This window comes from Hyphomicrobium sp. (assembly GCF_036262015.1).
Lineage (GTDB): Bacteria > Pseudomonadota > Alphaproteobacteria > Rhizobiales > Hyphomicrobiaceae > Hyphomicrobium_C.
The window spans coordinates 15,034-41,268 of sequence record NZ_DATAJR010000005.1 but is presented as its reverse complement, the minus strand read 5'-3'; the positions used below and the strand labels follow the sequence as shown (position 1 = coordinate 41,268).

The following is a 26,235-nucleotide window of genomic DNA, read 5'->3' as shown; positions in this document are numbered from 1 at the left end:
CAAAAAGTGATGGGCGCCTGTTCAGCGCCCATCGCAACGATCAGGTCAAAGGTCCTGGTCCGGTCCTCAGTTCGGGACGGGGTTCTTTTCCGCCGTGGTCGAATTGGACGGCGGTTGGACCGCTGGCTTGGCGATGTTCTCGCCGGTCGCCGTGCCGCGGAGGAAGCTCAGCGCATACTGGAGCTGAGTGTCCTTCTCCGGCTCCTTCGGCACGTAGGCCGACGAGCCAGACTCTTCCTTTGGTTCTTCCTTCGGCTCTTCCTTGTTGGCGTCTGCCGGCTGTTCGCCCTCTTTGGCCGGTTCGGCAGCTTTGCTGGTGTCGCCGGCGGCCTTCTCGTTCTCACCCCTCAAGTGGCCACGCAGACTGGCCTCGCCGCGGGGCTTCTCAGGCGACTTGCTCTTCAGCTCATCGGGCAGCTCCTGCTCGATGACGATATCCGGATCGATGCCCTTGGCCTGGATCGAGCGGTTGGACGGCGTGTAGTAACGGGCCGTGGTCAACCGGATCGCGCCGTTTGCGCCGAGCGGGATGATGGTCTGCACCGAGCCCTTGCCGAACGAGCGCGTGCCGATGATGGTCGCGCGCTTGTGGTCCTTGAGGGCACCGGCGACGATTTCCGAGGCCGAGGCCGAGCCGCCGTTGATCAGGATCACGATCGGTTTGCCGTCAGCAGTGTCGCCCGGGCGAGCCTGAGCGCGTTGTGTTTCCTCGTTGTTGCGCCCCTTGGTCAGAACGATGGCGCCCTTGTCGAGGAAGTCGTCGGAGACGGCGATGGCCTGATCGAGCAGACCGCCGGGGTTGTTGCGCAGGTCGATGATGATGCCTTTGAGCTTGGGCCCGATCTCCTTCTTCATGCTATCCATCGCCTTCACCAGGTTGGCGTGGGTCTGCTCGTTGAAGGTCGTCACTTTGACGTAGGCGATGTCGTCTTCGACGCGTGCCTTCACCGCGTTGATGCGGATGAAATCGCGGACGATCTTGACGTCGAAGGCCTCGTCCTTGCCCTTGCGGACGACGGTCAGTGTGATCGGAGTATTTACCGGGCCGCGCATCTTCTCGACGGCCTGCTCGAGGGTCAGGCCCGAGATCTGCTCGTTGTCCAGATGCGTGATGAGGTCGTTGGCCTGGATACCAGCTTTCGAGGCCGGCGTATCGTCGATGGGCGAAACCACCTTGACGACGCCGTTCTCCATCGTGACCTCGATGCCGAGACCGCCGAACTCGCCGCGGGTCTGCACCTGCATGTCGCGGTAGTTCTTCGGGCTCATATAGGACGAGTGGGGATCGAGAGCCGCCAGCATGCCGTTGATCGCGGACTCGATCAGCATGGTGTCGTCGGGCTTCTCGACGTAATCGGAGCGAACCCGTTCGAACACGTCGCCGAACAGATCAAGCTGCCGGTAGAGCTCCGAATTGGGCGAATTCGCCGAATAGGTCTGCGTCACGTTCAGCACGGTCGTGGCGCCAGCGAGCCCCGTCATCGTCAGAAATGTCCAGAACACGAAGTCGGTCTTGCGCATTATTCCTGTACCTTCTCATGAGAAGCGACCCACCACGGATCGGAGTTTATGGGTTGCCCGTCCTTACGGAATTCAATGTAGAGAACTGGCGCGCCAGATGGTGGCGACTGGCCAGTCCCCGCCCTATCGGATGCCAATTGTGCTGTTCGCGGCGCGCCACTCATTGTTCCGATCGGTTCGGCAGCCAGGACGAACTGGCCCGGTCCCACGTCCATCTGCGACAGTCCGGCAATAAGAACATGATATCCGCCGCCGGCGTTGATGATCAAGAGTTGCCCGTAGCTGCGGAATTCTCCAGCGTAGACAACCCACCCGTCACACGGCGACGTCACCCGTGCTCCGTAGCGGGTTTCGAGCACGAGACCCTTTGACGTGCCACCATATTGTGTTTTTTCGCCGAAACCCAAGGCCCGGCGGCCGCGCGCCGGCATCAGGAGTTTTCCTTTTGCAAGCTGAAACGGCACGGCTGGCGCAATTCTATCCGGTTTTCCAGAGCCTAGGGCCGTGGTGGCGGGCGCAAGCTCGACGATGGAGGGTGGAGTTTCCCGAGGCGTGGCGGAGGGCGTCAGCATGGCCACTTCCTCCGTCCGTTGCGGGGTGACGGCGACCGGAGAGGCTTTGACGGCAACCGGCTCGGCGCCCGCAATCGGTGCGGCCGTCGCGGCCGGCGGAAGGACCGCTACGACCTCCTCCTTGGGTTGCTCGACCGGTGCTGCCGCAGGCGTGGTGTTCACCTGTTGACTCAGCTTGGCGATGAGCTCGCTCAAATCCGTTACGTTTTTCGAGATCTCCGCGGTGGCATCGCGAACCTGCTTCAGCTCCACCTGGCGGTCGGCGAGCGATTGCTTCTTGGTTTCGAGCAGGCTCGCAAGTCGCGTCTGGGTGGTGTTCAGCCGCTCGCGCTCGGCCCGGAGGTTGTCTCCTTCGCGGCGGATGCTGGTCATGATGCCAACCAGCTCGGTGAGTTTGCCGGAGAGTTCCTGCGCCTCCTTCCTCAGGCCGGGAAAGGCAACTCCGAGCAACATGGCGCTGCGCACCATCTGAAGGGCGTCTTCGCGGCGCGTAATGATGACCGGGGGCGGGTTGCGGCCCATGCGTTGAAGGGCGGCCAGAATTCCCGAGATTTTTGCGTGCTCTTTCGCGAGGGATCCGCGGAGATCCCGTTCCTGCTTATCAAGACCAGCGAGCCGCGTTTCGATCGCGGTCATCTGTTCTTCGCTCTTTTGCACGAGCGCAGCAGTCTCGACGAGGCGCGCATTGATCTCGCGGCGCTCGTCGGCGATGCTGGCCATATCCTTTTGCAGCTCTTGGCTGCGTGTTTCTTTAGCGGCGAGTGCGTCCCGCTCTTGCTGCAGCTTGTTGGCTGCTTCATCGGCTGATTGCGGAGTATTCGCGCGGGCCTGCTGGGCCAGCGCAGGGGGGCCACCGGACGAAGTCGATGCCGCAGCCGCAATCACGAGCGCCGCCGCCAAGAGGCGCGCCCGTCTGCGATCATTAGCATTGGATGTTGTGGTTCGACTCACACCCTCGCCCATCTGGCCCGACTGCCACGTCTTACGCCGGACACCGCACCCCCGACCCGCTTCGTCATTCTCTCAATCACTCCAGGATCTTGATGGACGCAGACTTGCGGTCCATCCTCCCTCGTTTGCCGTTCGCTCCCGGCGCTGGACGTTCAGCGTTCCGTCCCCGCGGCGCGCATTGCAACCTGGAGTCCCTTATGCCACGTCCGCGGCGGAACCCAAGGATCCGGCGCCGGCTCTCCACATTCGTCCACGGCTGGCGTTGCGGCGCGAGCGGCGCTCCGTACGTACCACGCCTCGATAAGTGGTTAGAATTAGGGCACGAAGGTTACGAAACGCGTAGGACCTCACACTCTGTCGCGGGAGCTATGGTCGCCGGGACAGCTGCGTCGTGGTATTCCACCCCGTAGATCCTATATTTTCAAAGACTCAGCTCTTCAAACTCAAGGCCGAATGCCAATGGAAACTTCGTTGCACTACCTGTCGACCGGGACGATGCTCGCCGTCGTTTTGGTGCTCCTCGCCGGCCTGTGGGTCATGATGCGTGGCCAGAGCCCGAACCTCAGCCAGAAGCTGATGCGTTGGCGCGTTGGACTGCAGGCTCTCGCCATCGTGTTGCTTGTGGCTTACGCCTACGTTCAGCATATGTGACCCGACCGTGCCGGCGGGGCTCGCGTCTCGTTCCAACCGGCTCTAGGGTGCGTGCTGACGCGGGGGTGAGATGGTCAAACTCAACAAGATCTATACCAAGACGGGCGACGCCGGGACGACAGGGCTCGGCACGGGCGAGCGCGTGAGGAAAGATGCGCTCCGAATTACGGCGTACGGGACGGTCGATGAGACCAACGCGGCCATCGGCATGGCACGGATCCACCTGGGCGGACACTCGGGCGTCGATGCCAAGCTGGCGCGGATTCAGAATGACCTCTTCGATCTCGGGGCGGATCTGTGCGTGCCGGATCGTGGAAAGAAACCGGAGTTCGAGCCGCTGCGGGTCTCAGACGATCAGGTGGCGCGGCTCGAGACAGAAATCGACGAAATGAACTCCGAGCTGAAGCCGCTCAAGTCTTTCGTTCTTCCGGGCGGGTCCCCGGCATCGGCAGCGCTTCACGTGGCGCGTACGGTGTGCCGCCGCGCCGAGCGCGACATGGTGGCCCTTGCAGCCCAGGACAACGAGCCGGTGAGTGCAGCTGCGCTCAAGTATATCAATCGTTTGTCGGATTTCCTTTTTGTTGCCGGACGCTACGTCAATGATCGTGGCAAGAGCGATGTCCTGTGGGTTCCAGGGCAGAACCGCTGATATGGGGGAAGATCGAACCTGGGGGGAATGGCATGTTCGTGCCGCTGCATGACGAAAATACGCTGAAATCAATCCGGTTTCAGTGGATTACCCTGGCGTTGATCGTGGTCAATATCGTTGTCTACTTCTTCGAGACGGTGCGTCTCGACGAGGTCGCTATTGCCAGCTTTGCGATCATCCCCAAAGAGTTGTTCGACACCAGCCTGCTGCCAATTCCGGTCGATGCAACCGGTCCCGCCTATCCCGAGCAGCTGACACTCCTCACCTACATGTTCTTCCACGGCGATATCTTGCATCTCGCGGGCAACATGCTCTTCCTCTGGGTGTTCGGCGACAATGTCGAAGATGCGATGGGGCACTTCCGGTTCTTGATCTTTTATCTCGCGTGCGGGGTGTTTGCCGGTCTCGTCCATGCCTGGATCGATCCGTCATCAGATGTTCCGCTCATCGGGGCCAGCGGCGCGGTGGCCGGCGTGATCGCGGCCTATCTCATGCTGCATCCCCGCGTCCGGGTGTGGGTGCTGGCCCTCAAGGCCATCCCGCTCCGGATTTCGGCCGCCTTTGCGCTGGGCGTCTGGATTCTCATCCAGGTCGTCATGGTCTTTCTGCCCCAGATGGGGCCGGTGGCTTGGTGGGCGCACATCGGGGGGCTGATCGCAGGCGCCGTTCTGGTCCTGTTCCTGCGTCGACCAGGTGTGCCCCTCTTCGATCGGGGGCTGGGGTACGGGAGTTGAATTCCGCGTGGGTCGGCCTGCTCCAAACGGGGGGAGGGTGCGGTTGCCCGCATTGACTTGCACTCGGACGGCTCGTAATTTCGGCTCTCGCACTTGCGAAGGGCTCGAGTGTCACGTGCCATGCAGTTGGCTCAGATGACATGGAAGGGAGACGGGCGGCGCATTCGGGGCGCGACTTTGGTCTCCTGCGGGCAAATTTCGGGACGTCACAAACCAGGACAACAATGAACATAACAAGGCAGTGCACCGGGGAGCGCCGCGCATCATGAAGATACTCGTCGCGGTGAAGCGCGTCGTTGACTATGCGGTCAAGATCCGCGTCAAGGCGGATGGTTCGGGGATCGAGCTGGCCAACGTCAAAATGAGCATGAACCCCTTCGACGAAATTGCTGTCGAGGAGGCCGTCCGTCTCAAGGAAAAAGATCCGGCTACCGAAGTTGTTGCCGTATCGATCGGCACCACAAAGTCTCAAGAGACGCTGCGTACGGCCCTCGCGATCGGCGCAGACCGTGCGCTCCTCATCGAGACGGCAGACGAAGTCGAGCCTCTTGCTGTTGCCAAGCTTCTCAAAGCGGTCGTGGAACAGGAGAAACCTGATCTCGTCGTGCTCGGCAAGCAGGCTATCGATGACGATTGCAACCAGACGGGCCAGATGCTCGCAGCGTTGCTCGGCTGGCCACAAGGGACGTTCGCGTCCAAGGTCGCTCCTGAGGGCGCCGCCGTGCAGGTCACGCGCGAAGTCGACGGCGGTCTCGAGACGGTGAAGCTCAATCTGCCGGCCGTGGTCACCACGGACCTGCGTCTCAACGAGCCGCGCTATCCGTCGCTGCCCAACATCATGAAGGCGAAGAAGAAGCCCCTCGACGTTAAGAAGCCTACGGACTTCGGAGTCGATGTCAGTCCGCGTCTCAAAGTGGTCAAGACGGCAGAACCGCCGGTGCGCAAGGGCGGCGTTAAAGTAGCCGATGTGGCGGAGCTCGTGCGCCGTCTCAAGACCGAGGCGGGGGTGATCTGATGGCCATTCTTCTTATTGCTGAGCACAACAACTCGACGCTCAACGTTGCAACCGCAAAGGCGCTGACGGCCGCAAAGGAAATCGGCGGCGATGTGCACGTGCTCGTCGCTGGCCAGTCATGCGGTCCGGCTGCAGATGCCGCGAGCAAGCTGTCCGGCGTTGCGAAGGTTCTGGTCGCAGACGCTCCGCAACTTGCCAATGGGCTCGCCGAGGAAGTCGCCGCGACCGTTGTCTCGCTCGCCGGCAACTACGATACGATCATTGCGCCTGCGACAGCAGCCGGAAAGAACACCCTGCCGCGTGTCGCTGCATTGCTCGACGTGATGCAGATCTCGGACATCATCAAGGTTGTCTCGCCCGATACGTTTGAGCGTCCCATCTATGCGGGCAATGCCATTCAGACCGTGCAGTCGCCCGAGGCAAAGAAGGTGATCACCGTCCGCACGGCGGCCTTCGCTGCGCAGCCGGACGGCGGCTCAGCGCCGATCGAGAGCGTTTCAGCAGCTCAGGCTGTCGGCATCTCTTCGTTTGTCGGCGCAGAGCTCACCAAGTCCGACCGGCCCGAACTGACCGCAGCGAAGATTGTCATCTCGGGCGGCCGCGGCATGGGCAATGGCGAGAACTTCAAGACGTACATCGAGCCCGTGGCGGAGCGCCTCGGTGCGGCGATGGGCGCTTCGCGTGCCGCTGTCGATGCCGGGTTCGTGCCCAACGATCTGCAGGTCGGTCAGACGGGCAAGGTGGTTGCGCCCGACCTCTATGTGGCGGTCGGTATCTCGGGAGCCATTCAGCACCTCGCGGGCATGAAGGACTCGAAGGTTATCGTTGCCATCAACAAAGATGCGGAAGCGCCGATTTTCCAGGTCGCCGATTATGGTCTCGTGGCCGATCTCTTCCAAGCTTTGCCGGAACTTGACGCTGAACTTGGCAAAGCCGGACTTTAATAAATGGCCGGGCCGGGACAAGAAGGACATTCACCATGGATGTTGCAGTGAAATCCGAAGCCAAGGCTAAATCCGCCAATCGTCCGGCCCCGGAGATCAAGCAGGTCGGCATCATCGGTGCCGGCCAGATGGGCAGCGGCATCGCCCATGTGATCGCGCTCGGAAAGTACGATGTGCTTTTGAACGACGTCCGTAAGGAGGCCGTCGATCACGCGCTGGCGACCATCGAGAAGAACATGGGACGCCAAGTCGCCAAGGGCGTCGTCAACGAAGCCGACATGAAGTCGGCTCTTTCGCGCATCAAGGTCGCGCCCAACCTCGACGCCTTTGCAATGTGCGACATGGTTATCGAGGCGGCGACAGAGGACGAAGCGACCAAGCGGCGCATTTTCCAGGAGCTGTGTCCGAAGTTGAAACCTTCGGCGTTGCTGGCCACCAACACGTCATCGCTGTCGATCACGCGACTTGCGTCGACGACCGACCGGCCCGAGCACTTCATCGGCATGCACTTCATGAATCCGGTGCCGTTGATGGAGCTCGTCGAACTGATCCGCGGCATCGCGACCGATGATCAAGTGTTCGGCGTGGCGCGGGCCTTCGTCGAAAGCCTTGGCAAGACGACGGCTGTTTCCGAAGACTTCCCGGCCTTCATCGTCAATCGCATCCTGCTGCCGATGATCAATGAAGCTGTCTACACGCTCTACGAGGGTGTCGGTACGGTCGAGGGGATCGACAAAGCGATGCGGCTCGGTGCTCATCATCCGATGGGACCGCTCGAACTCGCGGATTTCATCGGCCTCGATACCTGTCTTGCGGTCATGCAGGTTCTCTACGAAGGCCTTTCGGACTCCAAGTATCGGCCGTGTCCGCTGCTCGTGAAGTATGTCGAGGCTGGCTGGCTCGGCCGCAAGACGAACCGCGGCTTCTATGACTATCGCGGCGAGAAGCCTGTTCCGACGCGCTAGTCGCAGTATGTCCTCTCAAAGCAGGGTTGCCGTTGTGACGGGTGCCGGAAGCGGCATCGGCCGCGCGGTGTCCATTGCGTTGTTCGATGCCGGCTTCGATCTCGTGCTCGCGGGGCGTCGCCAAGGGCCGCTCGACGAGACGGCCGCAGCCTGCTCATCGCGAAGCGGGCGCGCGATTGCGATCGCGACCGATGTCGCAGATCAGGTTTCTGTGGCGCGCTTGTTCGAGGCGACGCAAGGCCAGTTCGGCCGCATCGACGTTCTGTTCAATAACGCCGGGCTCGCCGCGCCTGCTGTCACAATCGACGAGCTTCCGGTCGAGACCTGGAAGGCGGTCGTTGATGTCAATCTCACGGGTGCGTTTCTCTGCGCTCAGGGTGCATTCCGTATAATGCGATCGCAGCGCCCGATGGGCGGGCGGATCATCAACAATGGTTCGATCTCGGCTGCCGTGCCTCGGCCGTTCTCGGCGCCCTATACGGCGACCAAGCACGCGATTTCCGGGCTCACCAAGGCTCTCTCGCTCGACGGGCGGGCGTTCGACATCGCCTGTTCACAGATAGACATCGGGAATGCCGCAACGGACATGACGGAGCCAATGGCACGTGGTGTCTATCAGGCCGATGGCAGCAAGAAGCCTGAGCCGCGTATGGATGTCGCTCACGTCGCAGAGGCTGTTGTTTACATGGCGACTTTGCCACTCTGTGCAAATGTTCAGTTCATGACGCTTATGGCCACGAAGATGCCTTTTATCGGAAGAGGATAGGACTGTGGCCGTCACGCCGTTGCGCGAGTGTGACGCTTCACTTACTTTCTGAATTGTTTTTTTGAGAGACTACGTGATCGGTTGGTCGATTTCGAGGCGCGGGCGGGGCCGTAATGCTCTCGGGTGTTAGCAAGATTTTCTTGGGTGGGTTTGTGGTGCCTGCACTGGTCGCGCTCGGCGGTTGCGCGACCATGCAGGATATGGCCGGCATTCCGCGCTCCGGCTACCAAGCCAACGGGACGTACGTTGTGGGTGAAAACGACGAGAAGATGGCGTGCCGGCAGATCAAGGACCGGCTCGATATTCTCAGTCGCGAAATCAAACTTGCTCCCCAAAAGGCTGCCTTCGAGCAAGCCAATAGGCCGTCGACGCTCGGTTCTGCGCTGGGGCGTGCGTTCGGTCAGCCCGGCGATGGGCTGCAATCCACCAAGGATTTCCAGCGGGCCACAGCGGAAAGCGACGCGCTCAACGCGCTGATGATCAAGAAGCAGTGCGTTTGAGCCAGGCCAATGTTCGGAGGGGTGGAGCTGTTTCCGCCCGTCCCCTGTATGTCGGCTGTTCTAAGGCTGGATGAGGTCATTCGGGTTTGCGTTTGACGATCCGATCGCCGCGGATATCGAGAGTTTCCACGCGACCGCTCACGTGACGGGCTGCGTACGCCTCGAACTTGTGATCCCGCATATTGAACTCGATTTTCTTCCAGGACGTATAGCCGTTGGCTCTCAGCAGGTTTGCGATCTGCGCGCGCTCAGCTGTCGTGGCGGGACGTCCGTCTGCGAATGCCGTGGTGGCAAGGATGATCGCCGCGAGAGCGGATGCGCTGAAAGTCAGCATGATCTTGTTCATTTACGGCCCTTTCAGTTGATGCCCAAAATGGATTGCCGACGACGGTAACCGCATTGAGGGCCGCTAGTGCGTGTTGTGATCAGCGGCAGGGAGCGGCAAGCGCAGCGTGGCGATGAGACCGGTCTCGCCATTGCCGAGCGTCAATGAACCACCCCAGGATTCGACGATATCCGTGACAATCGCGAGGCCGAGTCCCGCCCCGGATCCGCGTTCGTCGAGGCGGCCGCCACGGCGAAGCGCCTCCGCTAGCAGATCTGTTGGGATGCCTGGGCCATCGTCACACACCTCCAGTATGGCCCACGTTCCGTTCTTGCGGCCCGTGATCGTAACCGTGTGGCGTGCGTGGCGCGCTGCATTCTCGATCAGGTTTCCGACGGCCTCAGAGAGGTCGTCCCGGTCTATCGGTGCGATGAGATCCGCCGGAACGTCGACGATCCAGTCGAGGCGCTCTCCGTCTGGCGTCTTCTGGATGACGCGGATTATCTTATCGATCGCAGTAGCGACGTTCGCCCGGGATTCGGGATGGGGAGATGCGAGGCGCACGCGGGCCAGTTCGCGCTCGACGGTGCGCTGCATCGTACGGGTGACGGTCGACAGGCTGAGCGCCACATCTGCATGGCCCTGCTGTGCGAGGGATTCGATTTCGGACTGGAGTACCTGCAGCGGCGTGCGAAGTCCATGCGCGAGGTCGCCGGCGCGGGCTTTAGCCCGCTGCAACTCGGCGTCACGTGCATCGATCAGCCCGTCGATCTCTTGCACCAGAGGGCGGATCTCGTCGGGGAAGTCCGAGCCGAGGCGGCTGATCTTGCCGGAGCGGATTGCCGCGAGCTTGGTTCGTACCTCTTTGAGAGGCCTCAAGCCAATGGTGACTTGAATCCACGCCGCCGCAAGAAGCAACGCGCCTATCACGGCAAGGAGCGGCGTCAGGTCGATTGCGAACTCACGTACCGCATTGGCAATCTCCGCCGTGTCGCAGGCGACGGCGATGCGGGCGGTTCCGCCGCCCATTCTGGCGGGCAACTCTATCCGGCGCTGTAGGAGATAGAGCTCAGTGTTTCCGGGGCCGCGCACACGATGATGATGGATCGTATCGTCGACAGCGGGCTCATGCGGCAGCTCGATCTCGGAATCCCACAGGGACCGGGACCTCAATACGGTGCCTTTCTGCTCGTCTACGATTTGCCAGTAGAGACCGGACAGAGGCACGCCGAAGCGCGGATCGGCGGGCTGATTGGCGAGCGTGAGCTGTCCGGATGCCGAGGGCTCCAAGTGCGCCGTGATCTGGTTCAGATAGATACTGAGCTCGGCGTCGAGGCGGCGTTCCACGTGGCGCTCGAACAACAGCGCCAATCCGTAGGCGGCGAGGGCGAGGGCGGCGACGGTTGAGGCGACGCCGGCAAGCAAAAGTCTCAGACGCAGGGAATTGCGCGTCATTCGAGTTTGTCCGCGACGAGGTAACCGAAGCCACGACGGGTTTGGATGACGTCAGCTCCGAGTTTTTTGCGCAGCCGCGTGACAACAGCTTCAAGTGCGTTGGCGTCGCGGGCATCGTCGTCGCCGTAGAGATGCTCGATCAGCTCGCCCGGTGGGACAACGCGGTTCTTGTGATGGAGCAGATAGGCGACGAGACGGTACTCAAGCGGAGAAACCGCTACATTGGCCTTGTCGATCATGACGCGCATCTGGCGCGTGTCGATCGAAATCGGCCCCGCTTCGATAACGGGCGAGCCGTGCCCTGCGGAACGTCGGATCAATGCGCGTATGCGCGCGATCAGTTCTTCGATTTGAAACGGCTTCGCGAGGTAATCGTCGGCGCCTGCGTCGATGCCTTCGACACGCTCGGGCCATGCGCCGCGAGCGGTCAGGATGAGAACGGGCATTTGTCGGCCTGCGGTGCGCCAGCGTTTGAGGACACTGAGGCCGTCCATCTTCGGCAGTCCGAGGTCGAGAACGACGAGGTCGAAATCCTCGGTGTCGCCGAGGAACCACGCCTTCTCTCCGTCTGTCGCGAGGCGCGTCTGATAGCCCGATGCGGCAAGGGCGGTGGAAATGCCGGAGGATATGACCGGCTCGTCTTCAACGATAAGAATGCGCATCAGTCGTCATCCTCGATGCTGACGATTTCCGCTGTGGCTGCATCGACCTCCACTTCCATCAGTTTGCCAGACGGATCAACGACCTTGAACTCGTAGACGATACGTCCGTAGTCTTCGACTTCGAGTTCGACGGCGAGGATCGTTCCCGGCAGCTTCGTTTTTACCTGCTCCGTGATGTCTGACAGTGCGCGGATGCGGCCTTCTTGCAGGGCCTTGCGCGCGAGGGCCTGATCCGCATCGTCATTGCCGCTGTGGACGGCCGTGGCCATCATCAGTGCAGCGCCGGTCAAAGCGAGGAAGCGCATCGATGTCAGGGAGCGTTTTGTCATTCTGGAGTGGTGCACTTTCGGACCTGACAAACCGCTGACGCCCCTCATCAGCGAACGATCAGGGTGGGTCAGCAAATATGCGGACATCCGAGCGTCGTCCTGGCTCGGCCGCATTAACACTATACGGAGATGACCTTCATGAAAAAGCTTTTGGCTGCAACGCTTTTGTCGGTTGGCTTGGCTGCGCCTGCTTTCGCCGGAAATGATGACTATGTGGGCATTCTCAACGTGCCACGGGATCAGTGGCTGTCGACGTCTGAGATCCTGCAGAAGATCGAAAGCAAGGGCTATAAGGTCCACGAAATCGAAGTGGACGATGGAGCCTACGAGTTCGAGGCCACCAACTCGGCCGGGGCCCGCGTCGAAGGGCATGCTCATCCGGCTACGGGTGAGATCCTGAGCACGCGTCCTGACAACGACTAGAGCCCGCGAAGGCTACAAGGGGGGCGCGGTTCGACCGCAATCGCGCCTCCGCCACCAATCTTGATACCAAGTCTCTTGATACTAAGGGCGTCTATTGCTCATGACGCGCGGTGCTTGCGCGTTGCGGCGGCCTTCTCCGCGGACGCCGATCGGGCGGCTGCGGAACGCGAGGCCGAAGCGCGACCGCCGAGCTTGCCGCCTTTGTGGGCCGCAGGCCGGCCCGTGCGTTTCCCGCGTCCAGATCCGCCAGGGTTCTTGCCCCCGCCGTCGTCCTTGTTGACCGTTGCCCAAGCCCGGCGCTCGGCCTCTTTGCTGCCTACGCCACGCTTCTCGTAGCCTTCCGCAATGTGGTCAGCTTTGCGGTCCTGCTTGGCGGTGTACTTGCTCTTGTCGCCTCGTGGCATGTTGTCCTCCATCGCGATGAGCCTATTCAACAACGGCTGTTGCAGCGGGTTCCTTCAGGCTGCGTATTCGTAAGGCACGCCTGCATCATTCTGCTTTGGTCGATGTGGCGAATTTGACCTTGCTCTCTCCGCCTTCGGTGGCGAAGCTAGTGCTGGCGCGCCGGGACGAGGGCGTCGGGAACCGGGCACGAGGCGGCCGCATGACCGAAACCTTTCGCATCCTTATTGCGGATCCAATCCACGAAGACGGGCGCAAATTGCTCGAAGGAAACGGGGCGTTCGCCGTCGATGTGGCGACCGGTCTGGACGAAGCGGGATTGATTAAGCGCATTTCGGGCTACGATGCCTTGATCGTGCGTTCCAAGACGCGCGTGACGGCGCCCGTCATTGCCGCGGGCGTTTCACTGAAGGCCATCGGTCGCGCGGGGATCGGCGTCGACAATATCGACGTTCCGGCGGCGACCGAACGGGGCATCGTCGTTTTCAATACGCCCGACGCCAATGCGACAACGACCGCCGAGCTCACGATCGCACACTTGCTCTCTCTTAGCCGTCACCTGCCGCAAGCGGACCGCTCTGTGCGCAGCGGAGATTGGAAGCCAGCTCAGTTCGTCGGCTCCGAGTTGGCCGGGAAGACGATTGGCATTATCGGGTTCGGCACCATCGGGCGTCTCGTGGCCGTGCGCTGTGCCGGGCTTAGAATGCGTGTGCTCGCGTTTGATCCTTTCGTTACGCCCGAGATCATGGCGCAATCGGCGGCCGAGCCGCAGGATCTCGATTCCCTTCTCGAGGTGGCTGACTATGTGACGATGCATTGCCCATTAATTGACAAGACGCGCAATCTGATCGATGCGGCGCGGATCGCAAAGATGAAGCCAGGCGCGCGTCTCATCAACTGCGCACGCGGCGGCTTGGTCGACGAAGCCGCATTGCTCGCAGCGCTGAAGAGCGGTCACCTTGCCGGGGCTGCACTCGACGTGTTCGCGCAGGAGCCTCCCAAGGGCTCGCCGCTTCTCGATCAGGACAATATCGTGCTGACGCCACATCTCGGCGCGTCCACCGAGGAAGCGCAGCAAGCGGTGAGTGTGAAGATCGCGGAGGACATCGCGCTATTTCTGACTACCGGTGCAGCGGAATCCGCCGTCAATCTTCCGCGCATTTCCAGCGAGCAACTGAGCCGTACGCGGCCCTATCAGGAGCTTGCGCGCGCGCTCGGCCGACTGGTCGATTCCTTGAGCGGCGGGCCGATCCGCGAACTCGTCGTCCGCCTTTTCGGCGGCGTTGCCGGGCTCGATGCGCGGCCCATCACGGCGGAGGCGCTCGTCGGTCTGCTCGACAAGCGCCTTGCCGAGCGCGTTAACCGGGTCAATGCCGCGCATCTCGCACGGGCGCAGGGTATCGAGGTGCGCGAGTCACGCTCCGAGCATGCACGGGATTACATTTCTCTGATCGAGATCAGCGCCGTGACGGAGCGAACAACGACGACGGTAGCCGGGACATTGCTCGGCGGACGTCTGCCGCGCTTGGTGCGGATCGACGCCTATGAGGTGGAAGCCGTGCCGAAGGGGCATTTCCTGTTCACGAGCCACGCGGATCAGCCGGGCGTGGTGGGGGCGCTGGGCGGGCTCCTGGCCCGGGAGGCGATCAACATCTCCCGCATGCAAGTCGCTATCGACGGCAACAACGGCGGTAGCGGGAAGGCCATTGCGCTGATCAGCATTTCCGACGCGTTGCCGGAGCGCTCTCTGGCGGAAATTCAGAACATGCCTGCTGTAGAGCGAGCGGTCACGTTCGAGCTCTGACGCCGGTTTCCACACCGACATTCCCCTCCGATTGGCCAGATTGTTCTTTCCATGACATCCAAACCGACACGACTTCCCTCCAATCCGCGCTTTTCATCCGGCCCGTGTGCCAAGCGTCCAGGGTGGACTCCGGACGCGCTCGGGAGCGCGTTTCTCGGACGTTCGCACCGGTCCAAGGAAGGGAAAGCGCGGCTCAAACTGGCGATCACGAAGACGCGCGAGCTCTTGGGCCTGCCGGAGGGATTTCACGTGGGTATCGTCCCAGGCTCGGATACGGGGGCCTTCGAGGGCGCCATGTGGTCGCTTCTCGGGGCACGCGGTGTCGATGTTCTGGCCTGGGAAAGCTTCGGCAAGGGCTGGGTGACGGACATCGTCAAGCATCTCAAGATCGCCGATGCTCGGATTCACGAAGCGGACTACGGCGCTCTGCCGGATCTCAAGTTCGTCGATTTTACGCGTGACGTGGTGTTCACCTGGAACGGCACGACCTCCGGCGTGAAGGTTCCGAATTCCGAGTGGATTCCCGGCGATCGGGAAGGGCTAACCTTCATCGATGCGACCAGCGCGATCTTTGCGCAGCCGATCGATTGGTCAAAGGCGGATGTGGTGACCTACTCCTGGCAGAAGGTGCTGGGCGGGGAGGGCGCGCACGGGATGTTGATCCTCAGCCCCCGCGCGGTCGCTCGTCTCGAGACCTATACCCCGCCGTGGCCGCTGCCGAAGCTGTTTCGCTTGGCTAAAAAGGGCCAGCTCGATGCGGCGATTTTCGAGGGCGAGACCATCAACACGCCGTCGATGCTGTGTGTGGAGGACTATCTCGATGCGCTTTCTTGGGCGGAGCGTTCCGGTGGCCTGAAGGGGTTGATGGCGCGGGCCGATGCGAATGCGCGCGTGCTGTTCGATTGGATTGACCGGACAGACTGGATTGCGAATCTCGCGCTCGATCCGGCGACGCGATCGAATACGTCGGTCTGTCTCAAGATTGTCGATCCCGATATTCTCGCTTTGTCGGCGGCCGAACAGGCTGCCTTCGTCAAGACGCTGGTCGCCCGCCTCGAGGCGGAAGGTGCTGCGTACGACATTGGATCGTACCGGGACGCGCCCGCTGGACTCAGGATCTGGACGGGAGCGACGGTTGAGGCGAGCGATCTCGACGCTCTGACGACGTGGCTTGATTGGGCTTTCCGTGAAGGCAAGGCGAGCTTGCGGACGTAGGACCGCCTGCCGGCTCTAGGTCAGCGCAACGATGAAAGCTGCGGTCGCACCAAGCGAGGCAACGGTTCGCACGGAGTTCCACCACGTCCACTCGGAGAGATATTGCGCCCAGACGCTACCACCTTGGGAACTCGAGGGGTCAACGTCCGCAAGCGAGTTGTTGAGCGGTACGTTGCAAACGAGGGTCAGCGCGAAGGTCCCCAGGACGTACAAAAGAGCTCCCGCCAGCCAGAAGAGTGCGCGGGTGTCTTGCAAGCTCGCGAGTGCGATCAATGCCAAGACGCTTGATGTGACGGCTGTCGCGAGGAAGACGACGATAAATCCGGATCTCACGACCACGATGTTGATGGCCTGCATGGCGGAGATGCCTTCGGCGGCCGGTCGTTTTGCAAGTGCCCGCATGACGAACGTCGAAAACGCGAAGAAAACGCCGGCAATGAGCGCAGCGCCCAGGGCCGAGATCCAAGTCAGAGTGGTCAGCACGCTTTCCGGCATCCGCATCTCCGCGCGTGGCGTGGGTTCACCGTCTGAACGGGCGTCTCTCGTCATCATTTCTAGCGTTTATTTTTCGTGAAATCCCCTCCGTAACTCTACGGAAGCGGCATTTGCAAAAAGTATTTTACGCGCCGGTTTGGTGCGCCGGATGTCGCGTAATAATTTTGTATTTTGCACTTTACAGGCAGAGAGTATTGTGGATTCCGTTCGTCATGAAATCAAAGTAGACCCATAAATTTGGCGCGATTTCAATGCATTATGCGACCAGATCTTCAGTTGGTTTGTGGCGTCGCTGTGGTTGGCCGGTTTCCTTAGGGGAGCAGGCAGCTACGTGCGTGCGTTCGATTTGTTGACGTCGAGAGTTGAGTATTGCTTTTCTCAAAAGCAGCGCTGTTTCGCGGGGAAGCTTTTGGGGGAAGTCTTATGAGTGACAATCGGACGTTTGTTTATTTGCCAAATTCCGAAAATTCTGCCGCGTCTTTTTCTGACGGAAGTGAGCGCAAAGACCCCACCGCGACGCGACTATTGTCCGCCTTCTGTGTTCTCGCGGCCGCGCCGGTGACCGCTGCCAATGCGCAGCAGGCTGCCGAACCCGCCGATCAGCTGCCGCCGCTTGTTGTCGAAACGACGAGCAAGAAAAAGAAGTCCGCGCCTGTCAAGAAGGCGGCTGCACCCTCGTCGCCGGTCCCTCAGGCCCCCTCGCCTCAACCTGCTGCCCAGGAACCTACAAGCCCGCCGCTGCCGGGCGAGGCCGGTCCGGTTGCCGCGGGCGAGTACAAGGCCGATTACGTCACTTCGAACAAGATCACAGGGCCATTGCTCGACACTCCGCAGACGGTGACTGTCGTTCCGGGTACTGTCATTCAGGAGCGCGGAGCGACGAACTTGACCCAGGTTCTGCGCAACACGCCCGGCATCACGTTCGATGCCGGCGAGAACGGCTTCGCGACTTCGATCAACAACTTCAAGCTGCGTGGGTTCGACACGAGCGGCAGCATCTTTACGGACGGCGTGCGCAGCTCCGGCAGCTTTGCGCGCGATATGTTCAACGTCGCGCAAGTGGAAGTCGTAAAGGGCGCTGCCGCCGACAACGGGCGCGGAGGTGCCGCCGGTTATGTGAACATCGTCACCAAGACGCCGACGACCGAGAACTTCGTGCGCGGCGAATCCAGCTTGGCTTTTGACGACTACGGAACCGATCCGCTCTTCCGTTCGACGCTCGACGTCAACCAGCGAATTGGCACCGTCGCGGTCCGTATGAACGGCATGTACGAGACCGGCGGTGTGATGGGCCGCGATGTTGCAGAGGCGGATGCTTACGGCCTCGCTCCCTCGATCGCGTTCGGTCTCGGCACGGAGACGCGGGCCATCTTCTCCTATGAGCGCCTCAAGCGCGATGATCTGCCGGATTGGGGCGTGCCCGGTGCAATGGTGAAAGGGACGTTCAACTACGATCCGGCTGCCGGACGGGCATCGCGCGACAATTTTTATGGGCTGAGATCAGACTACGACGAGGTGCAGGGCGATCGCGTGCTGGCTCGCTTCGAGCACGATTTGTCCAGCAACTTCACATTGTCCAATCAGACCGTGTGGGAACGTGCAGAGCGCGACGCTCGCTACACCCTTCCGACAGGCTACAATGCGGGACCGCAAACGGTGACGGGTCAGCGGCAGTACTATGACCGAGTCAACGAAACGTGGAGCAATCAAACTAATCTTGCCGGCACGTTCGTCGCGGGCGGCTTTAAGCAGACGATCTCGACAGGGGTCGAGTATACAAACGAAAGATCCGACGCAAATCAGTTCGGAACCCAGAATCCCGGCAACACGAACGTGTTCGATCCGGACCCCGATCGATATAATGCTGCACCGCTTGCCCCGAATGGGCGCAACGGCGTCGAGATCGAGACGGTTGCGGCTTACTTCTACGATACCATTCAACTTACACGACAGCTCGATCTGGTCGGCGGCTTGCGCGTGGAGCACTACGACTACGAAATCGCGAGCAAGGCACTCCCGAGCGGAGTGCCAGGTACTTTCGACGGCGTGGAAGGCAGTGAGACGACGCTGGGTGGCAAGATCGGTCTTGTTTATAAGCCGGTGCAAAACGGGTCGCTCTATGCCGCGTATGGGTTCTCATCGTTGCCGCCAGGTTCCTATCTCTCCAACTCGGACATTTCGCGAGCAGGTGACGATGCTCTCCCGGGGTTCGCTCCGGAGGCCGATCCCGTCGAAATGCGCAACTATGAGGTCGGCGTGAAGTGGGACTGGCTGGGAGGCAAGCTCTCGACCACTGCTGCGTTGTTCCGCACCGAGAAGCACGGTGTGCCTCACAAGGTGAGGCCCAACGTTTCGACCGATGTGTTCTACGAAGAGCAAGTGGTGCAGGGCCTCGAGCTTGGCATCGCCGGCAACGTGACCGAGAGATGGAAGGTTTTCGGCGGCCTGTTGTTGCTCGACAGCGAGCGCAACAATAGTGAAGCTTTCAACAGAGCGGCCTGCCAAGACAGGCCGGGTGACTACGGCCTTCCAAACGCTGCGGCCTGCGTCGATGGCAACAACAAGCTCGTAAGAACAACGGACGGCGACGAGCTGGCGTTCACGCCGAATTTCTCGGCCACCCTATGGATGACCTATGATGTAACCGACAAGTTCACCTTTGGTGGTGGCGTTCAGTATGTCGGCGACTCGTGGCTTGGCCGTCCCGATGATGCATTCCGTGTCATCAAGAATGGGACTTATGACAAGTTGCCGAGCTATTTCCTGGTCAACCTGATGGCCTCCTACGAGCTGACGGACAACGTTGATCTGCAGCTCAACGTCGACAACGTGTTCGACGAGGATTACGCGGTGTCGACAAATTGGAGCGGGACGCGTGCCACGCTTGGAGCGCCCCGGACCTATCGTATCGGCACGACATTTGATTTTTGACAAAAAAAATAAAGAATATTTGACCGGGCGCATTCCGTCCGCCTAGCTAATACCCTAAAAGGCTGGATTGCCGGGGAGGTTCCCCGGCAATCTTGCGTTTGAGGAGACGTATATGCTCGTAACCATTCCTGACCTGCTCAAGCCCGAGGAAGTGGCCCACATCCGCGGCGTGCTCGACGCCACGCAGTGGGTGGACGGACGGACCACGGCGGGCGATCAGGCGGGGAAGGTGAAGAACAATCTGCAAGTGCCGATCGATTCCCCGGCGGCGCAGGAGCTCGGACAGATTGTCCTGCGGGCGCTGGCAGCGAGCCCGGCATTTACGACCGCCGCGCTGCCGCTGCGCGTGCTGCCGCCGATGTTCAATCGCTATGACGTCGGCATGACCTTCGGCGCGCATGTGGATGGCTCGATCCGCGCGCTGCCTGGCGGGCAACGCATGCGCACGGATGTGTCGTCGACGCTTTTCCTCACGCCGCCCGAAGATTATGACGGTGGTGAGCTCGTCGTTCACGACACGTACGGCACGCATACGGTCAAGCTGCCGGCGGGCCACCTCGTCGTCTATCCTGCGACGAGCATGCACAGCGTCACACCGGTCACGCGCGGCAGCCGCTGGGCGTCGTTCTTCTGGACCCAGTCTTTGGTCAAGGATGACTGGCAGCGCCACATGCTCTACGATCTCGACATGTCGATCATGAGCATCAGGTCGCGACTGCCGGACGACGATCCCGCCGTGGTGGGATTGGCGGCGCACTATCACAACCTGATCCGGCACTGGTCGGAGACGTGAATCTGTGGAGGCGCGCGTCACAGGTCCCGCTCCGGTTTGCCTCGCCGACTACGAGCGCCTTGCCGAGCAACGTCTGAGCGCGAACGCGTGGGCCTATTTTTCCGGCGGCGCGGCGGACGAGATCACGCTGCGCTGGAACCGCCAAGGGTTCGACAAGCTCGCGCTTCTGCCGCGCGTTTTGGCGGGTGGTGGGGGCGGTAACACGCGGCTGACGCTGTTCGGGCGCAACTACGCTCATCCGATCTTCGTCGCACCGATCGCTTATCAGAAGCTTGCCGACGATGACGGGGAGAAGGCCACGGCGGCTGCAGCGGCGGCGCAAGAGGCGTGCATGGTGCTGAGCACGCAGGCGAGCGTTGCGCTTGAAGAGGCTGCGCTCTCCGGTGCGACGTGCCGCTGGTTTCAGCTCTACATGCAGCCCGTGCGCGACGCGACGTTGAAACTCGTGCGCCGCGCGGAGACGGCTGGCTACGAGGTCCTCGTCGTCACGGTGGATGCGCCGATCAACGGTGTGCGCAACCGCGAGCACCGTGTCGGATTTCATCTTCCGCCCGGGGTCACGGCGGTCAACCTCCGCGATCTTCCTGCGCTGGCCGCAAAGCCGCTGGGTAAGGGCGCAAGCATCATTTTCGACCGGTTTGTCGCGGCGGCTCCGACGTGGGACGATCTCATCTGGCTGCAGGGGCAGACGACACTTCCTATCGTCGTCAAAGGTATTCTCACTGCAGCCGATGGGCGGCGCGCTGTTGAGGCAGGAGCTGCAGGAATTATTGTCTCAAATCACGGTGGCCGGACATTGGATACACTGCCGGCCACCATCGACGTTCTGCCAGCCGTCGCCGAGGCCGTATCGGGCCGCGTGCCGCTGCTGCTCGATGGCGGCATTCGGCGCGGAACCGATGTGCTGAAGGCCTTAGCGCTCGGCGCTTCGGCAGTTCTCATTGGACGACCGGTCATCTATGGGCTTGCGGTTTCCGGGGCCTATGGCGTCGCACATGTCCTGCGACTGCTGCGCGACGAATTCGAATGCGCGATGGCGCTCAGCGGCTGCCGCACATTGCAAGACATCGGCCCGGACCTCGTCCCGCTCCGCCGTTCTTCCACTTAAGATCTATCCGTCAATACTCCGGAGTTCGAGCGTGTGTGTGTGCTGTGCGATTTTTAGTTTAATAGTTCAAATATTATTGTAATATTGAATCATGGAAATCAAATCGGCTGCGTTGGCCTTGGCCGCGCTCGGCAACGAACAACGTCTCAGGATCTTCAGGCTTCTCGTCGTGCAGGGACCGAGCGGGCTGGCGGCAGGAGAGATTGCTGACGCTGTGGACGCAGGTCCGACGGCTGCGTCCTTCCATCTGAAAGAGTTGGAAAGGGCGGGGCTCATCCGGTCGACGCGCGACGGACGATACATCCGCTATGCGGTTCATGTTGAAGGGATGCGCCGGCTGCTCGGCTACCTGACAGAGGATTGCTGTAAGGGCCACCCGGAGCTGTGCGGGGGAACAATCAAGCGAACAAAGGTCACATGTGTTGGTAAGGGAGGATAACAATGACTGCCGCGCAGCCGCTCAACGTCCTGTTTCTCTGTACGCACAATTCGGCGCGCTCCATCATCGCGGAGGCGGTTTTGGCTCGGCTCGGAATGGGCAAGTTCAAAGCCTTTAGTGCCGGTAGCCAGCCGAGCGGCAAAGTGCACCCCTACGCGCTCGATCTCCTTCAACACCTCAACTACGATACGAGCAGGCTGCGCTCGAAATCTTGGGAAGAATTTTCCGAGCCGGGCGCGCCGGAGCTCGATTTCGTCTTTACCGTTTGCGACAACGCTGCGAACGAAGCCTGTCCTTACTGGCCCGGTCAGCCGATCAGCGCACATTGGGGGTTGCCGGACCCCTCGGCCGCGCAAGGGAGTGAAGCGGAGCGGCGTTTCGCCTTTGCGGATACCCACCGCATGCTCTACCAGCGCATCAGCATCTTCACGAGCCTGCCACTTGCCTCGTTGGACAAGGTCGCGCTGAAGCGACATCTCGACGATATCGGCCGGACCACCGTTCGCGACATTGCGGAAAAAGCCTGATGGTGGGATCGAAACTCGCCCAAGCTTTGAGCGCGGAGGCGCTCGGCACCGGCTTTCTGTTGGCTGCTGTCGTCGGTTCCGGTGTGATGGCTGGGCGTCTGAGCGGGGGCAATGAAGCGCTTGCCTTGCTCGGCAACACATTGCCGACGGGCGCCATCCTGATCGTTTTGATCACGATGTTGGCGCCGTTCTCAGGCGCGCACTTCAATCCGGCCGTGACGCTTGTGTTTGCGCTCAAGCGGGACTTGGCTCCGGGTGTCGCAGCTGGATATGTGCTCGCGCAGATCGCGGGTGCTTTTGTCGGCGTGCTTGCGGCGCATGCGATGTTCGATCTGCCGTTGCTTCAGATGTCTGCGAAGGTTCGTGCGGGCTCGGCGTTCGCGTTTTCGGAATGGGTCGCGGCGTTCGGCCTGATGCTGACCATCTTGCTAACGCTGCGCGCCAGACCGGAGGCTGTTGCTACGTCTGTGGGGCTCTATATCGTGGCGGCTTACTGGTTTACGGCGTCGACGTCGTTCGCCAATCCGGCGGTGACACTCGCGCGGGCTTTTTCCGACACCTTTGCGGGCATTCGCCTCGTGGATGTGCCGCTTTTTGTCTTCGCGCAATGTGCGGGTGTGATCTGCGCGCTGGCGGTCGCCGTTTTTTTGAGTCAGAGCGAGCCGCAACCTGCGGAGCAACCTCTGCAATCGTCCGAGAGTAGGCCATGACCATCACGATCTATCACAATCCGGCATGCGGGACGTCGCGCAATACCCTCGCGATGATCCGGCAATCGGGCGAGGAGCCGGAGATCATCAAATACCTCGAGATGCCGCCGACGCGGGAGCGGATCGTCGAGCTGATCGCTGCGATGGGGTTGACGCCCCGCGATCTTTTGCGGCGTAAGGGGACGCCGTATGACGCGCTCGGGCTGGATGATCCCAAATGGAGCGACGATGCGTTGATCGATCTGATGATCGCGCAGCCGATCCTGATCGAACGTCCGATCGTGGTGACGCCGCACGGTGTGCGGCTATGCCGGCCTTCCGAAGTTGTGCTCGAAATTCTACCCAACCCCGAAATCGGGTCGTTCACGAAGGAAGATGGAGAGGTCGTGACTTTCAAGGGAAGGCCAAGTGGGGCTGGAGCATGAGGGAAGTGGATGTGAAGCGTCTTTCCGATCTGCCCAATGTGGTATCTGATGTCTTCCGCTTGCCCGCCAATCGCGACTTCGACGGAGCAGCGCAATCGACGCACAAGCCGCGGATCCTGCTTCTCTACGGCTCGTTGCGTGCGCGGTCGTACAGCCGCTTCTTAAGCTTCGAGGCGCAGCGCTTGCTTGAGGCTTTTGGGGCCGAGACGCGTATCTTCGATCCGTCCGGGTTGCCGCTGCCGGACGATGCGCCGGAGTCGCACGCTAAGGTTCAGGAGCTGCGCTCTCTCGCGGCTTGGTCGGAGGGCCAAGTCTGGTGCTCGCCCGAACGCCACGGCGCCATGACCGGCATCATGAAGGCGCAGATCGATTGGATTCCCTTGTCGGTCGGCGCCGTTCGACCCACTCAAGGCAAGACCTTGGCCTTGATGCAGGTCAGCGGTGGGTCGCAGTCGTTCAACGCGGTTAATCAGATGCGCATTCTGGGACGCTGGATGCGGATGCTGACGATCCCCAATCAGTCGTCTGTGGCCAAGGCGTTTCAAGAATTCGATGAGGACGGCCGCATGAAGCCATCGCCGTTTTACGAACGTGTGGTTGATGTGATGGAAGAACTCGTGAAGTTCACGCTGCTCACACGCGATGTCGCGCCGTATTTGACCGATCGATACAGCGAACGCGTGGAGAAGAAAGCGGAGCTTGAAAAGCGTGTATCGCTGGAAAGGGCGGTCGGTCCCCGCTAGGCAGGCGGGCCGTCGAACGGGTGCGTGCAGCTTCCTCTGGATCACGAGGCGCAGGCCTGTTTAAGATGGCCCGTGGGGGAGAGGCCGAAATGGGGGGTGACAACCGATGGAGTGTCCCCTTGTCGATACCGAGCAAAGCGGAACGTGCCCTTCTCAGTCATGACGAGCTCAAGGCCGTCGCGGCGACCCACCATCCCGCCATCTACGATTTGGACAGGTCCGAGTTGCGCGATTTGCAAAAGCAGTTGCGCAGCGAGCGCGGCAAGGCGCGGACGCTGGCGAGGCAAAAGCGTCGAGAAGTCCGTGGGAAATCCGACGCGAGAGGCAAGAGTTTTCCGGGGACCGCCGAACAGCCGCTCAAACGCAAGCAGGTCTTCGCCAATGCGCTCAAGCGGGTGAACCGTGAGATTGAGCGGCTTGAAACCGTGGAAGCGAGGACGGCACACGTGGAGGCCGCGCATCGTGCGCTGGCCAAGCTTCGCGCGGCAAAGTTTGCGAGCCCGCCGTCGGACAAGACGGCCAGTCAAGGCATGCAACTCCGCGAGAGCACAAAGCGGCGGCAGACGCTGCCACGAAGCAAAGTGGGAAGCGTGCTCAAGGCCAACAACGTCGCCCAAGCAATCCGTGACGCCCGGCCGAATTGAGGCTGGCGATCGGCGTGAGTCAGCGAGGCTCGTTAGGCTTGCGGGAGGGATGGGCCCGTTTCGGGTCGGTGCGCGCCTTGCAGCCTCGCAGTTCGCGACCCGCATGTTGCCGCGGTTTGGACTAGAGAGCGTCGGTCCATTCGGCGAACGCGGCGGCTTGACCGACAGCTTCGCCAATGGCGTTCGTGAGGGTCCACACACACGCGTTCGAGATGTGGAATCGTCTCCCGGTCGCCGATATGCGGACGCCGGCGTAGTCCTCGATGATGCCGTCGCGCGCCACGCGGGCGAGGAGGCGTGCGCGCTCCTCGCGCCGCAGCGGTTCGGCAGAAAAGCGCGAAGGCAGCTGCGTGAAGGCGGCGAAGTCCATTTCAAAAAGTGTCAAAGCAGTCCGGTTGCCGAAATAGAAGATCGGATCAGACTCCGTTCCGTGGGCTACGATCGCGAGCGGCGCGTGCCATAGCGCTTCCACCAGGTTTCCTTCGGGCGCAACGAGCGGCCGGCCTGCAAGGCGCTCAAAGCTCTCGGCGATACACGCGATACGACCGCGTTGTTCCTTGGTCAGCTCCGGGATGTCCATTGTGCCGCCTATCGATTGGGCAAACTTGAAAGAGCCTGCACGAGTCGGCTGTCACGCGTCAGCAGCGACGTCGTGGTCCTCTCGACAGGAGAGCAGAATTCCGAGGCGTGGGCGGGCCGAGCCGGAACGTCCAACCCCTCGATGGCGTTCTGTTTGGTGCTCTCAGGGTCCCGAAACGGTGTTGAGGAGACTCCCATGAAACTCATGTTGGCCGTTCTAGCGGCTTTCGCGGTTCTGGTTACAGGAGCGTCAGCCGTCGACATTCCCAAAAAGACCCGAGATTTCATCGACAAGGCCACGGTGGCGAACAAGTTCGAAATCGACACGAGCAAGCTCGCACAGAAATTCGGCCAGAACGCTGAGGTCAAGACGTTCGCTGATCAGATGATCGCTGATCATACGAAGGCCGGGCAAGACTTCCACGCTGCGCTGAAGGAAGCCTCGATCGAGCCACCCAGCGAGATGCTGGATGCTGCGCATATGGCAAAGTACGTAAAGCTTCGGGTCTTCACAACCGAGCGTGGGTTCGATTCAGCGTACGTCGACGAGCAACTCGGTGCCCATGAGCAAGCCATAGATCTTTTCAAGGACTATGCTGCGACTGGACCCACGCCGGCGTTGAAGGACTTCGCATCCAAGACGCTTCCAACACTCGAACATCATCTGGCGATGATCAAGGACATCGATAAAAACCTGCGCCAGGAGAGCGCCGCGACGGGTGCTTCCACGGGAAACGCGGGACGCCAATAGCCGAGTTGGCAGACCTACGGGACCCCACTGTTGCCGATCTCGACGTGATGCCGGCCGCGCGAAAGCGCAGACCTGCGACGTGGCAGACGCTATTGGCATCTCCCGTCAGCATTGACCGGACAAAACGAGGCTGTTCCCCACGGAGGAGTGTCGGCTCTGCCTTCACTGGGCAGACCACTAGGTCCCTGCTGAGTTTCGAGAATTTTG

Annotated in this window: 30 protein-coding genes; 21 read left to right on the top strand and 9 right to left on the bottom strand. The window is 61.2% G+C overall.

The annotated features are described in order from the left end of the window. Positions 1-66: 66 nt before the first annotated feature. Both VHO05_RS04705 and VHO05_RS04700 read right to left on the bottom strand, forming a co-directional pair. Positions 67-1,521 (bottom strand): S41 family peptidase, encoded by a 1,455-nt coding sequence (locus VHO05_RS04705; protein WP_329645466.1) that lies wholly within the window; start codon positions 1,519-1,521, stop codon positions 67-69. Next, complete coding sequence (locus tag VHO05_RS04700; protein WP_329645465.1) at positions 1,521-2,993, bottom strand: murein hydrolase activator EnvC family protein; 1,473 nt, start codon at positions 2,991-2,993, stop codon at positions 1,521-1,523. The genes VHO05_RS04705 and VHO05_RS04700 overlap by 1 nt, the downstream gene beginning before the upstream one ends. Before the next feature lie 510 nt (positions 2,994-3,503). On the opposite strand from VHO05_RS04700, the gene VHO05_RS04695 reads away from it, so the two are divergent. The 8 genes from VHO05_RS04695 to VHO05_RS04660 all read left to right on the top strand — a co-directional run bounded on the left by VHO05_RS04695 (position 3,504) and on the right by VHO05_RS04660 (position 9,268). Further along, positions 3,504-3,695 carry a twin transmembrane helix small protein gene (locus VHO05_RS04695; RefSeq protein ID WP_329645464.1) on the top strand — a complete coding sequence of 64 codons (192 nt, stop codon included), beginning with the start codon at positions 3,504-3,506 and terminating at the stop codon, positions 3,693-3,695. A 70-nt stretch (positions 3,696-3,765) separates the two neighbouring features. Beyond that, complete coding sequence (locus VHO05_RS04690) at positions 3,766-4,344, top strand: cob(I)yrinic acid a,c-diamide adenosyltransferase (RefSeq protein WP_329645463.1); 579 nt, start codon at positions 3,766-3,768, stop codon at positions 4,342-4,344. A 32-nt stretch (positions 4,345-4,376) separates the two neighbouring features. Further along, positions 4,377-5,078, top strand: coding sequence for a rhomboid family intramembrane serine protease (locus VHO05_RS04685; protein WP_329645462.1), 702 nt, complete (start codon positions 4,377-4,379; stop codon positions 5,076-5,078). A 265-nt stretch (positions 5,079-5,343) separates the two neighbouring features. Beyond that, positions 5,344-6,093: an electron transfer flavoprotein subunit beta/FixA family protein gene (locus tag VHO05_RS04680; protein ID WP_329645461.1), complete on the top strand. Its 750-nt coding sequence runs from the start codon at positions 5,344-5,346 to the stop codon at positions 6,091-6,093. Then, entirely contained in the window at positions 6,093-7,037 is a 945-nt protein-coding gene (locus VHO05_RS04675; protein ID WP_329645460.1) for an electron transfer flavoprotein subunit alpha/FixB family protein, read from the top strand. Before VHO05_RS04680 ends, VHO05_RS04675 begins: the two co-directional genes overlap by 1 nt. 35 nt (positions 7,038-7,072) lie before the next feature. Next, complete coding sequence (locus VHO05_RS04670; RefSeq protein WP_329645459.1) at positions 7,073-8,002, top strand: 3-hydroxybutyryl-CoA dehydrogenase; 930 nt, start codon at positions 7,073-7,075, stop codon at positions 8,000-8,002. Between the two features lie 7 nt (positions 8,003-8,009). Beyond that, the gene (locus VHO05_RS04665) at positions 8,010-8,768 is read left to right on the top strand and encodes an SDR family oxidoreductase (RefSeq protein WP_329645458.1); all 759 of its coding nucleotides are present in this window, start codon (positions 8,010-8,012) and stop codon (positions 8,766-8,768) included. A 113-nt stretch (positions 8,769-8,881) separates the two neighbouring features. Further along, complete coding sequence (locus VHO05_RS04660) at positions 8,882-9,268, top strand: hypothetical protein (RefSeq protein WP_329645457.1); 387 nt, start codon at positions 8,882-8,884, stop codon at positions 9,266-9,268. 76 nt (positions 9,269-9,344) lie between these two features. Here VHO05_RS04660 and VHO05_RS04655 read toward each other — a convergent pair whose 3' ends face one another. From VHO05_RS04655 to VHO05_RS04640, 4 genes are all read right to left on the bottom strand, one after another. Continuing rightward, positions 9,345-9,614, bottom strand: coding sequence for a PepSY domain-containing protein (locus tag VHO05_RS04655; protein WP_329645456.1), 270 nt, complete (start codon positions 9,612-9,614; stop codon positions 9,345-9,347). Positions 9,615-9,677: 63 nt separating this feature from the next. Continuing rightward, positions 9,678-11,048, bottom strand: a complete 1,371-nt coding sequence (locus VHO05_RS04650) for a HAMP domain-containing sensor histidine kinase (RefSeq protein ID WP_329645455.1) — start codon at positions 11,046-11,048, stop codon at positions 9,678-9,680. Continuing rightward, positions 11,045-11,710 (bottom strand): response regulator transcription factor, encoded by a 666-nt coding sequence (locus VHO05_RS04645; RefSeq protein WP_329645454.1) that lies wholly within the window; start codon positions 11,708-11,710, stop codon positions 11,045-11,047. Before VHO05_RS04645 ends, VHO05_RS04650 begins: the two co-directional genes overlap by 4 nt. After that, entirely contained in the window at positions 11,710-12,039 is a 330-nt protein-coding gene (locus VHO05_RS04640) for a PepSY domain-containing protein (protein WP_329645453.1), read from the bottom strand. Before VHO05_RS04640 ends, VHO05_RS04645 begins: the two co-directional genes overlap by 1 nt. Before the next feature lie 138 nt (positions 12,040-12,177). Between VHO05_RS04640 and VHO05_RS04635 the strand changes: the two genes are divergently transcribed. Next, on the top strand, positions 12,178-12,462 hold the full coding sequence (locus tag VHO05_RS04635; RefSeq protein WP_329645452.1) for a PepSY domain-containing protein: 285 nt from the start codon (positions 12,178-12,180) through the stop codon (positions 12,460-12,462). Positions 12,463-12,560: 98 nt separating this feature from the next. Here VHO05_RS04635 and VHO05_RS04630 read toward each other — a convergent pair whose 3' ends face one another. Continuing rightward, complete coding sequence (locus VHO05_RS04630) at positions 12,561-12,866, bottom strand: plasmid stabilization protein (protein WP_329645451.1); 306 nt, start codon at positions 12,864-12,866, stop codon at positions 12,561-12,563. A 200-nt stretch (positions 12,867-13,066) separates the two neighbouring features. On the opposite strand from VHO05_RS04630, the gene serA reads away from it, so the two are divergent. Continuing rightward, positions 13,067-14,668, top strand: a complete 1,602-nt coding sequence (gene serA, locus VHO05_RS04625; protein ID WP_329645450.1) for a phosphoglycerate dehydrogenase — start codon at positions 13,067-13,069, stop codon at positions 14,666-14,668. Positions 14,669-14,719: 51 nt separating this feature from the next. Then, positions 14,720-15,883 (top strand): phosphoserine transaminase, encoded by a 1,164-nt coding sequence (locus tag VHO05_RS04620; protein WP_329645449.1) that lies wholly within the window; start codon positions 14,720-14,722, stop codon positions 15,881-15,883. 15 nt (positions 15,884-15,898) lie between these two features. On the opposite strand, the gene VHO05_RS04615 is transcribed toward VHO05_RS04620, so the two are convergent. Continuing rightward, positions 15,899-16,378: a DUF1772 domain-containing protein gene (locus VHO05_RS04615; RefSeq protein WP_329645448.1), complete on the bottom strand. Its 480-nt coding sequence runs from the start codon at positions 16,376-16,378 to the stop codon at positions 15,899-15,901. Between the two features lie 525 nt (positions 16,379-16,903). On the opposite strand from VHO05_RS04615, the gene VHO05_RS04610 reads away from it, so the two are divergent. From VHO05_RS04610 to VHO05_RS04570, 9 genes are all read left to right on the top strand, one after another. Next, on the top strand, positions 16,904-19,309 hold the full coding sequence (locus VHO05_RS04610) for a TonB-dependent receptor (RefSeq protein ID WP_329645447.1): 2,406 nt from the start codon (positions 16,904-16,906) through the stop codon (positions 19,307-19,309). Between the two features lie 112 nt (positions 19,310-19,421). Then, positions 19,422-20,102 (top strand): Fe2+-dependent dioxygenase, encoded by a 681-nt coding sequence (locus VHO05_RS04605; RefSeq protein ID WP_329645446.1) that lies wholly within the window; start codon positions 19,422-19,424, stop codon positions 20,100-20,102. Between the two features lie 4 nt (positions 20,103-20,106). Next, complete coding sequence (locus VHO05_RS04600; protein ID WP_329645445.1) at positions 20,107-21,210, top strand: alpha-hydroxy acid oxidase; 1,104 nt, start codon at positions 20,107-20,109, stop codon at positions 21,208-21,210. A gap of 91 nt (positions 21,211-21,301) precedes the next feature. Further along, complete coding sequence (locus tag VHO05_RS04595) at positions 21,302-21,649, top strand: metalloregulator ArsR/SmtB family transcription factor (RefSeq protein ID WP_329645444.1); 348 nt, start codon at positions 21,302-21,304, stop codon at positions 21,647-21,649. Between the two features lie 2 nt (positions 21,650-21,651). After that, positions 21,652-22,176 (top strand): arsenate reductase ArsC, encoded by a 525-nt coding sequence (locus VHO05_RS04590; protein ID WP_329645443.1) that lies wholly within the window; start codon positions 21,652-21,654, stop codon positions 22,174-22,176. After that, positions 22,176-22,886, top strand: a complete 711-nt coding sequence (locus VHO05_RS04585; RefSeq protein WP_414653688.1) for an aquaporin — start codon at positions 22,176-22,178, stop codon at positions 22,884-22,886. The genes VHO05_RS04590 and VHO05_RS04585 overlap by 1 nt, the downstream gene beginning before the upstream one ends. Beyond that, the gene (gene arsC, locus VHO05_RS04580) at positions 22,883-23,311 is read left to right on the top strand and encodes an arsenate reductase (glutaredoxin) (RefSeq protein ID WP_329645442.1); all 429 of its coding nucleotides are present in this window, start codon (positions 22,883-22,885) and stop codon (positions 23,309-23,311) included. The genes VHO05_RS04585 and arsC overlap by 4 nt, the downstream gene beginning before the upstream one ends. After that, on the top strand, positions 23,308-24,054 hold the full coding sequence (gene arsH, locus VHO05_RS04575; RefSeq protein WP_329645441.1) for an arsenical resistance protein ArsH: 747 nt from the start codon (positions 23,308-23,310) through the stop codon (positions 24,052-24,054). Before arsC ends, arsH begins: the two co-directional genes overlap by 4 nt. A 119-nt stretch (positions 24,055-24,173) precedes the next feature. Further along, positions 24,174-24,698, top strand: coding sequence for a hypothetical protein (locus VHO05_RS04570; protein WP_329645440.1), 525 nt, complete (start codon positions 24,174-24,176; stop codon positions 24,696-24,698). 121 nt (positions 24,699-24,819) lie between these two features. Here VHO05_RS04570 and VHO05_RS04565 read toward each other — a convergent pair whose 3' ends face one another. Beyond that, positions 24,820-25,278 (bottom strand): MEKHLA domain-containing protein, encoded by a 459-nt coding sequence (locus tag VHO05_RS04565; RefSeq protein ID WP_329645439.1) that lies wholly within the window; start codon positions 25,276-25,278, stop codon positions 24,820-24,822. Between the two features lie 195 nt (positions 25,279-25,473). On the opposite strand from VHO05_RS04565, the gene VHO05_RS04560 reads away from it, so the two are divergent. Continuing rightward, positions 25,474-26,028 carry a DUF4142 domain-containing protein gene (locus VHO05_RS04560; protein ID WP_329645438.1) on the top strand — a complete coding sequence of 185 codons (555 nt, stop codon included), beginning with the start codon at positions 25,474-25,476 and terminating at the stop codon, positions 26,026-26,028. The last annotated feature ends 207 nt before the right edge of the window (positions 26,029-26,235 follow it).

Coding starts and splice junctions, on each gene's coding strand:
- VHO05_RS04705 (WP_329645466.1), bottom strand. CDS start 1,521: ATGCGCAAGACCGACTTCGTGTTCTGGACATTTCTGACGATGACGGGG.
- VHO05_RS04695 (WP_329645464.1), top strand. CDS start 3,504: ATGGAAACTTCGTTGCACTACCTGTCGACCGGGACGATGCTCGCCGTC.
- VHO05_RS04690 (WP_329645463.1), top strand. CDS start 3,766: ATGGTCAAACTCAACAAGATCTATACCAAGACGGGCGACGCCGGGACG.
- VHO05_RS04685 (WP_329645462.1), top strand. CDS start 4,377: ATGTTCGTGCCGCTGCATGACGAAAATACGCTGAAATCAATCCGGTTT.
- VHO05_RS04680 (WP_329645461.1), top strand. CDS start 5,344: ATGAAGATACTCGTCGCGGTGAAGCGCGTCGTTGACTATGCGGTCAAG.
- VHO05_RS04675 (WP_329645460.1), top strand. CDS start 6,093: ATGGCCATTCTTCTTATTGCTGAGCACAACAACTCGACGCTCAACGTT.
- VHO05_RS04670 (WP_329645459.1), top strand. CDS start 7,073: ATGGATGTTGCAGTGAAATCCGAAGCCAAGGCTAAATCCGCCAATCGT.
- VHO05_RS04665 (WP_329645458.1), top strand. CDS start 8,010: ATGTCCTCTCAAAGCAGGGTTGCCGTTGTGACGGGTGCCGGAAGCGGC.
- VHO05_RS04660 (WP_329645457.1), top strand. CDS start 8,882: ATGCTCTCGGGTGTTAGCAAGATTTTCTTGGGTGGGTTTGTGGTGCCT.
- VHO05_RS04655 (WP_329645456.1), bottom strand. CDS start 9,614: ATGAACAAGATCATGCTGACTTTCAGCGCATCCGCTCTCGCGGCGATC.
- VHO05_RS04650 (WP_329645455.1), bottom strand. CDS start 11,048: ATGACGCGCAATTCCCTGCGTCTGAGACTTTTGCTTGCCGGCGTCGCC.
- VHO05_RS04645 (WP_329645454.1), bottom strand. CDS start 11,710: ATGCGCATTCTTATCGTTGAAGACGAGCCGGTCATATCCTCCGGCATT.
- VHO05_RS04640 (WP_329645453.1), bottom strand. CDS start 12,039: ATGACAAAACGCTCCCTGACATCGATGCGCTTCCTCGCTTTGACCGGC.
- VHO05_RS04635 (WP_329645452.1), top strand. CDS start 12,178: ATGAAAAAGCTTTTGGCTGCAACGCTTTTGTCGGTTGGCTTGGCTGCG.
- VHO05_RS04630 (WP_329645451.1), bottom strand. CDS start 12,866: ATGCCACGAGGCGACAAGAGCAAGTACACCGCCAAGCAGGACCGCAAA.
- serA (WP_329645450.1), top strand. CDS start 13,067: ATGACCGAAACCTTTCGCATCCTTATTGCGGATCCAATCCACGAAGAC.
- VHO05_RS04620 (WP_329645449.1), top strand. CDS start 14,720: ATGACATCCAAACCGACACGACTTCCCTCCAATCCGCGCTTTTCATCC.
- VHO05_RS04615 (WP_329645448.1), bottom strand. CDS start 16,378: ATGCCGGAAAGCGTGCTGACCACTCTGACTTGGATCTCGGCCCTGGGC.
- VHO05_RS04605 (WP_329645446.1), top strand. CDS start 19,422: ATGCTCGTAACCATTCCTGACCTGCTCAAGCCCGAGGAAGTGGCCCAC.
- VHO05_RS04595 (WP_329645444.1), top strand. CDS start 21,302: ATGGAAATCAAATCGGCTGCGTTGGCCTTGGCCGCGCTCGGCAACGAA.
- VHO05_RS04590 (WP_329645443.1), top strand. CDS start 21,652: ATGACTGCCGCGCAGCCGCTCAACGTCCTGTTTCTCTGTACGCACAAT.
- VHO05_RS04585 (WP_414653688.1), top strand. CDS start 22,176: ATGGTGGGATCGAAACTCGCCCAAGCTTTGAGCGCGGAGGCGCTCGGC.
- arsC (WP_329645442.1), top strand. CDS start 22,883: ATGACCATCACGATCTATCACAATCCGGCATGCGGGACGTCGCGCAAT.
- arsH (WP_329645441.1), top strand. CDS start 23,308: ATGAGGGAAGTGGATGTGAAGCGTCTTTCCGATCTGCCCAATGTGGTA.
- VHO05_RS04565 (WP_329645439.1), bottom strand. CDS start 25,278: ATGGACATCCCGGAGCTGACCAAGGAACAACGCGGTCGTATCGCGTGT.
- VHO05_RS04560 (WP_329645438.1), top strand. CDS start 25,474: ATGAAACTCATGTTGGCCGTTCTAGCGGCTTTCGCGGTTCTGGTTACA.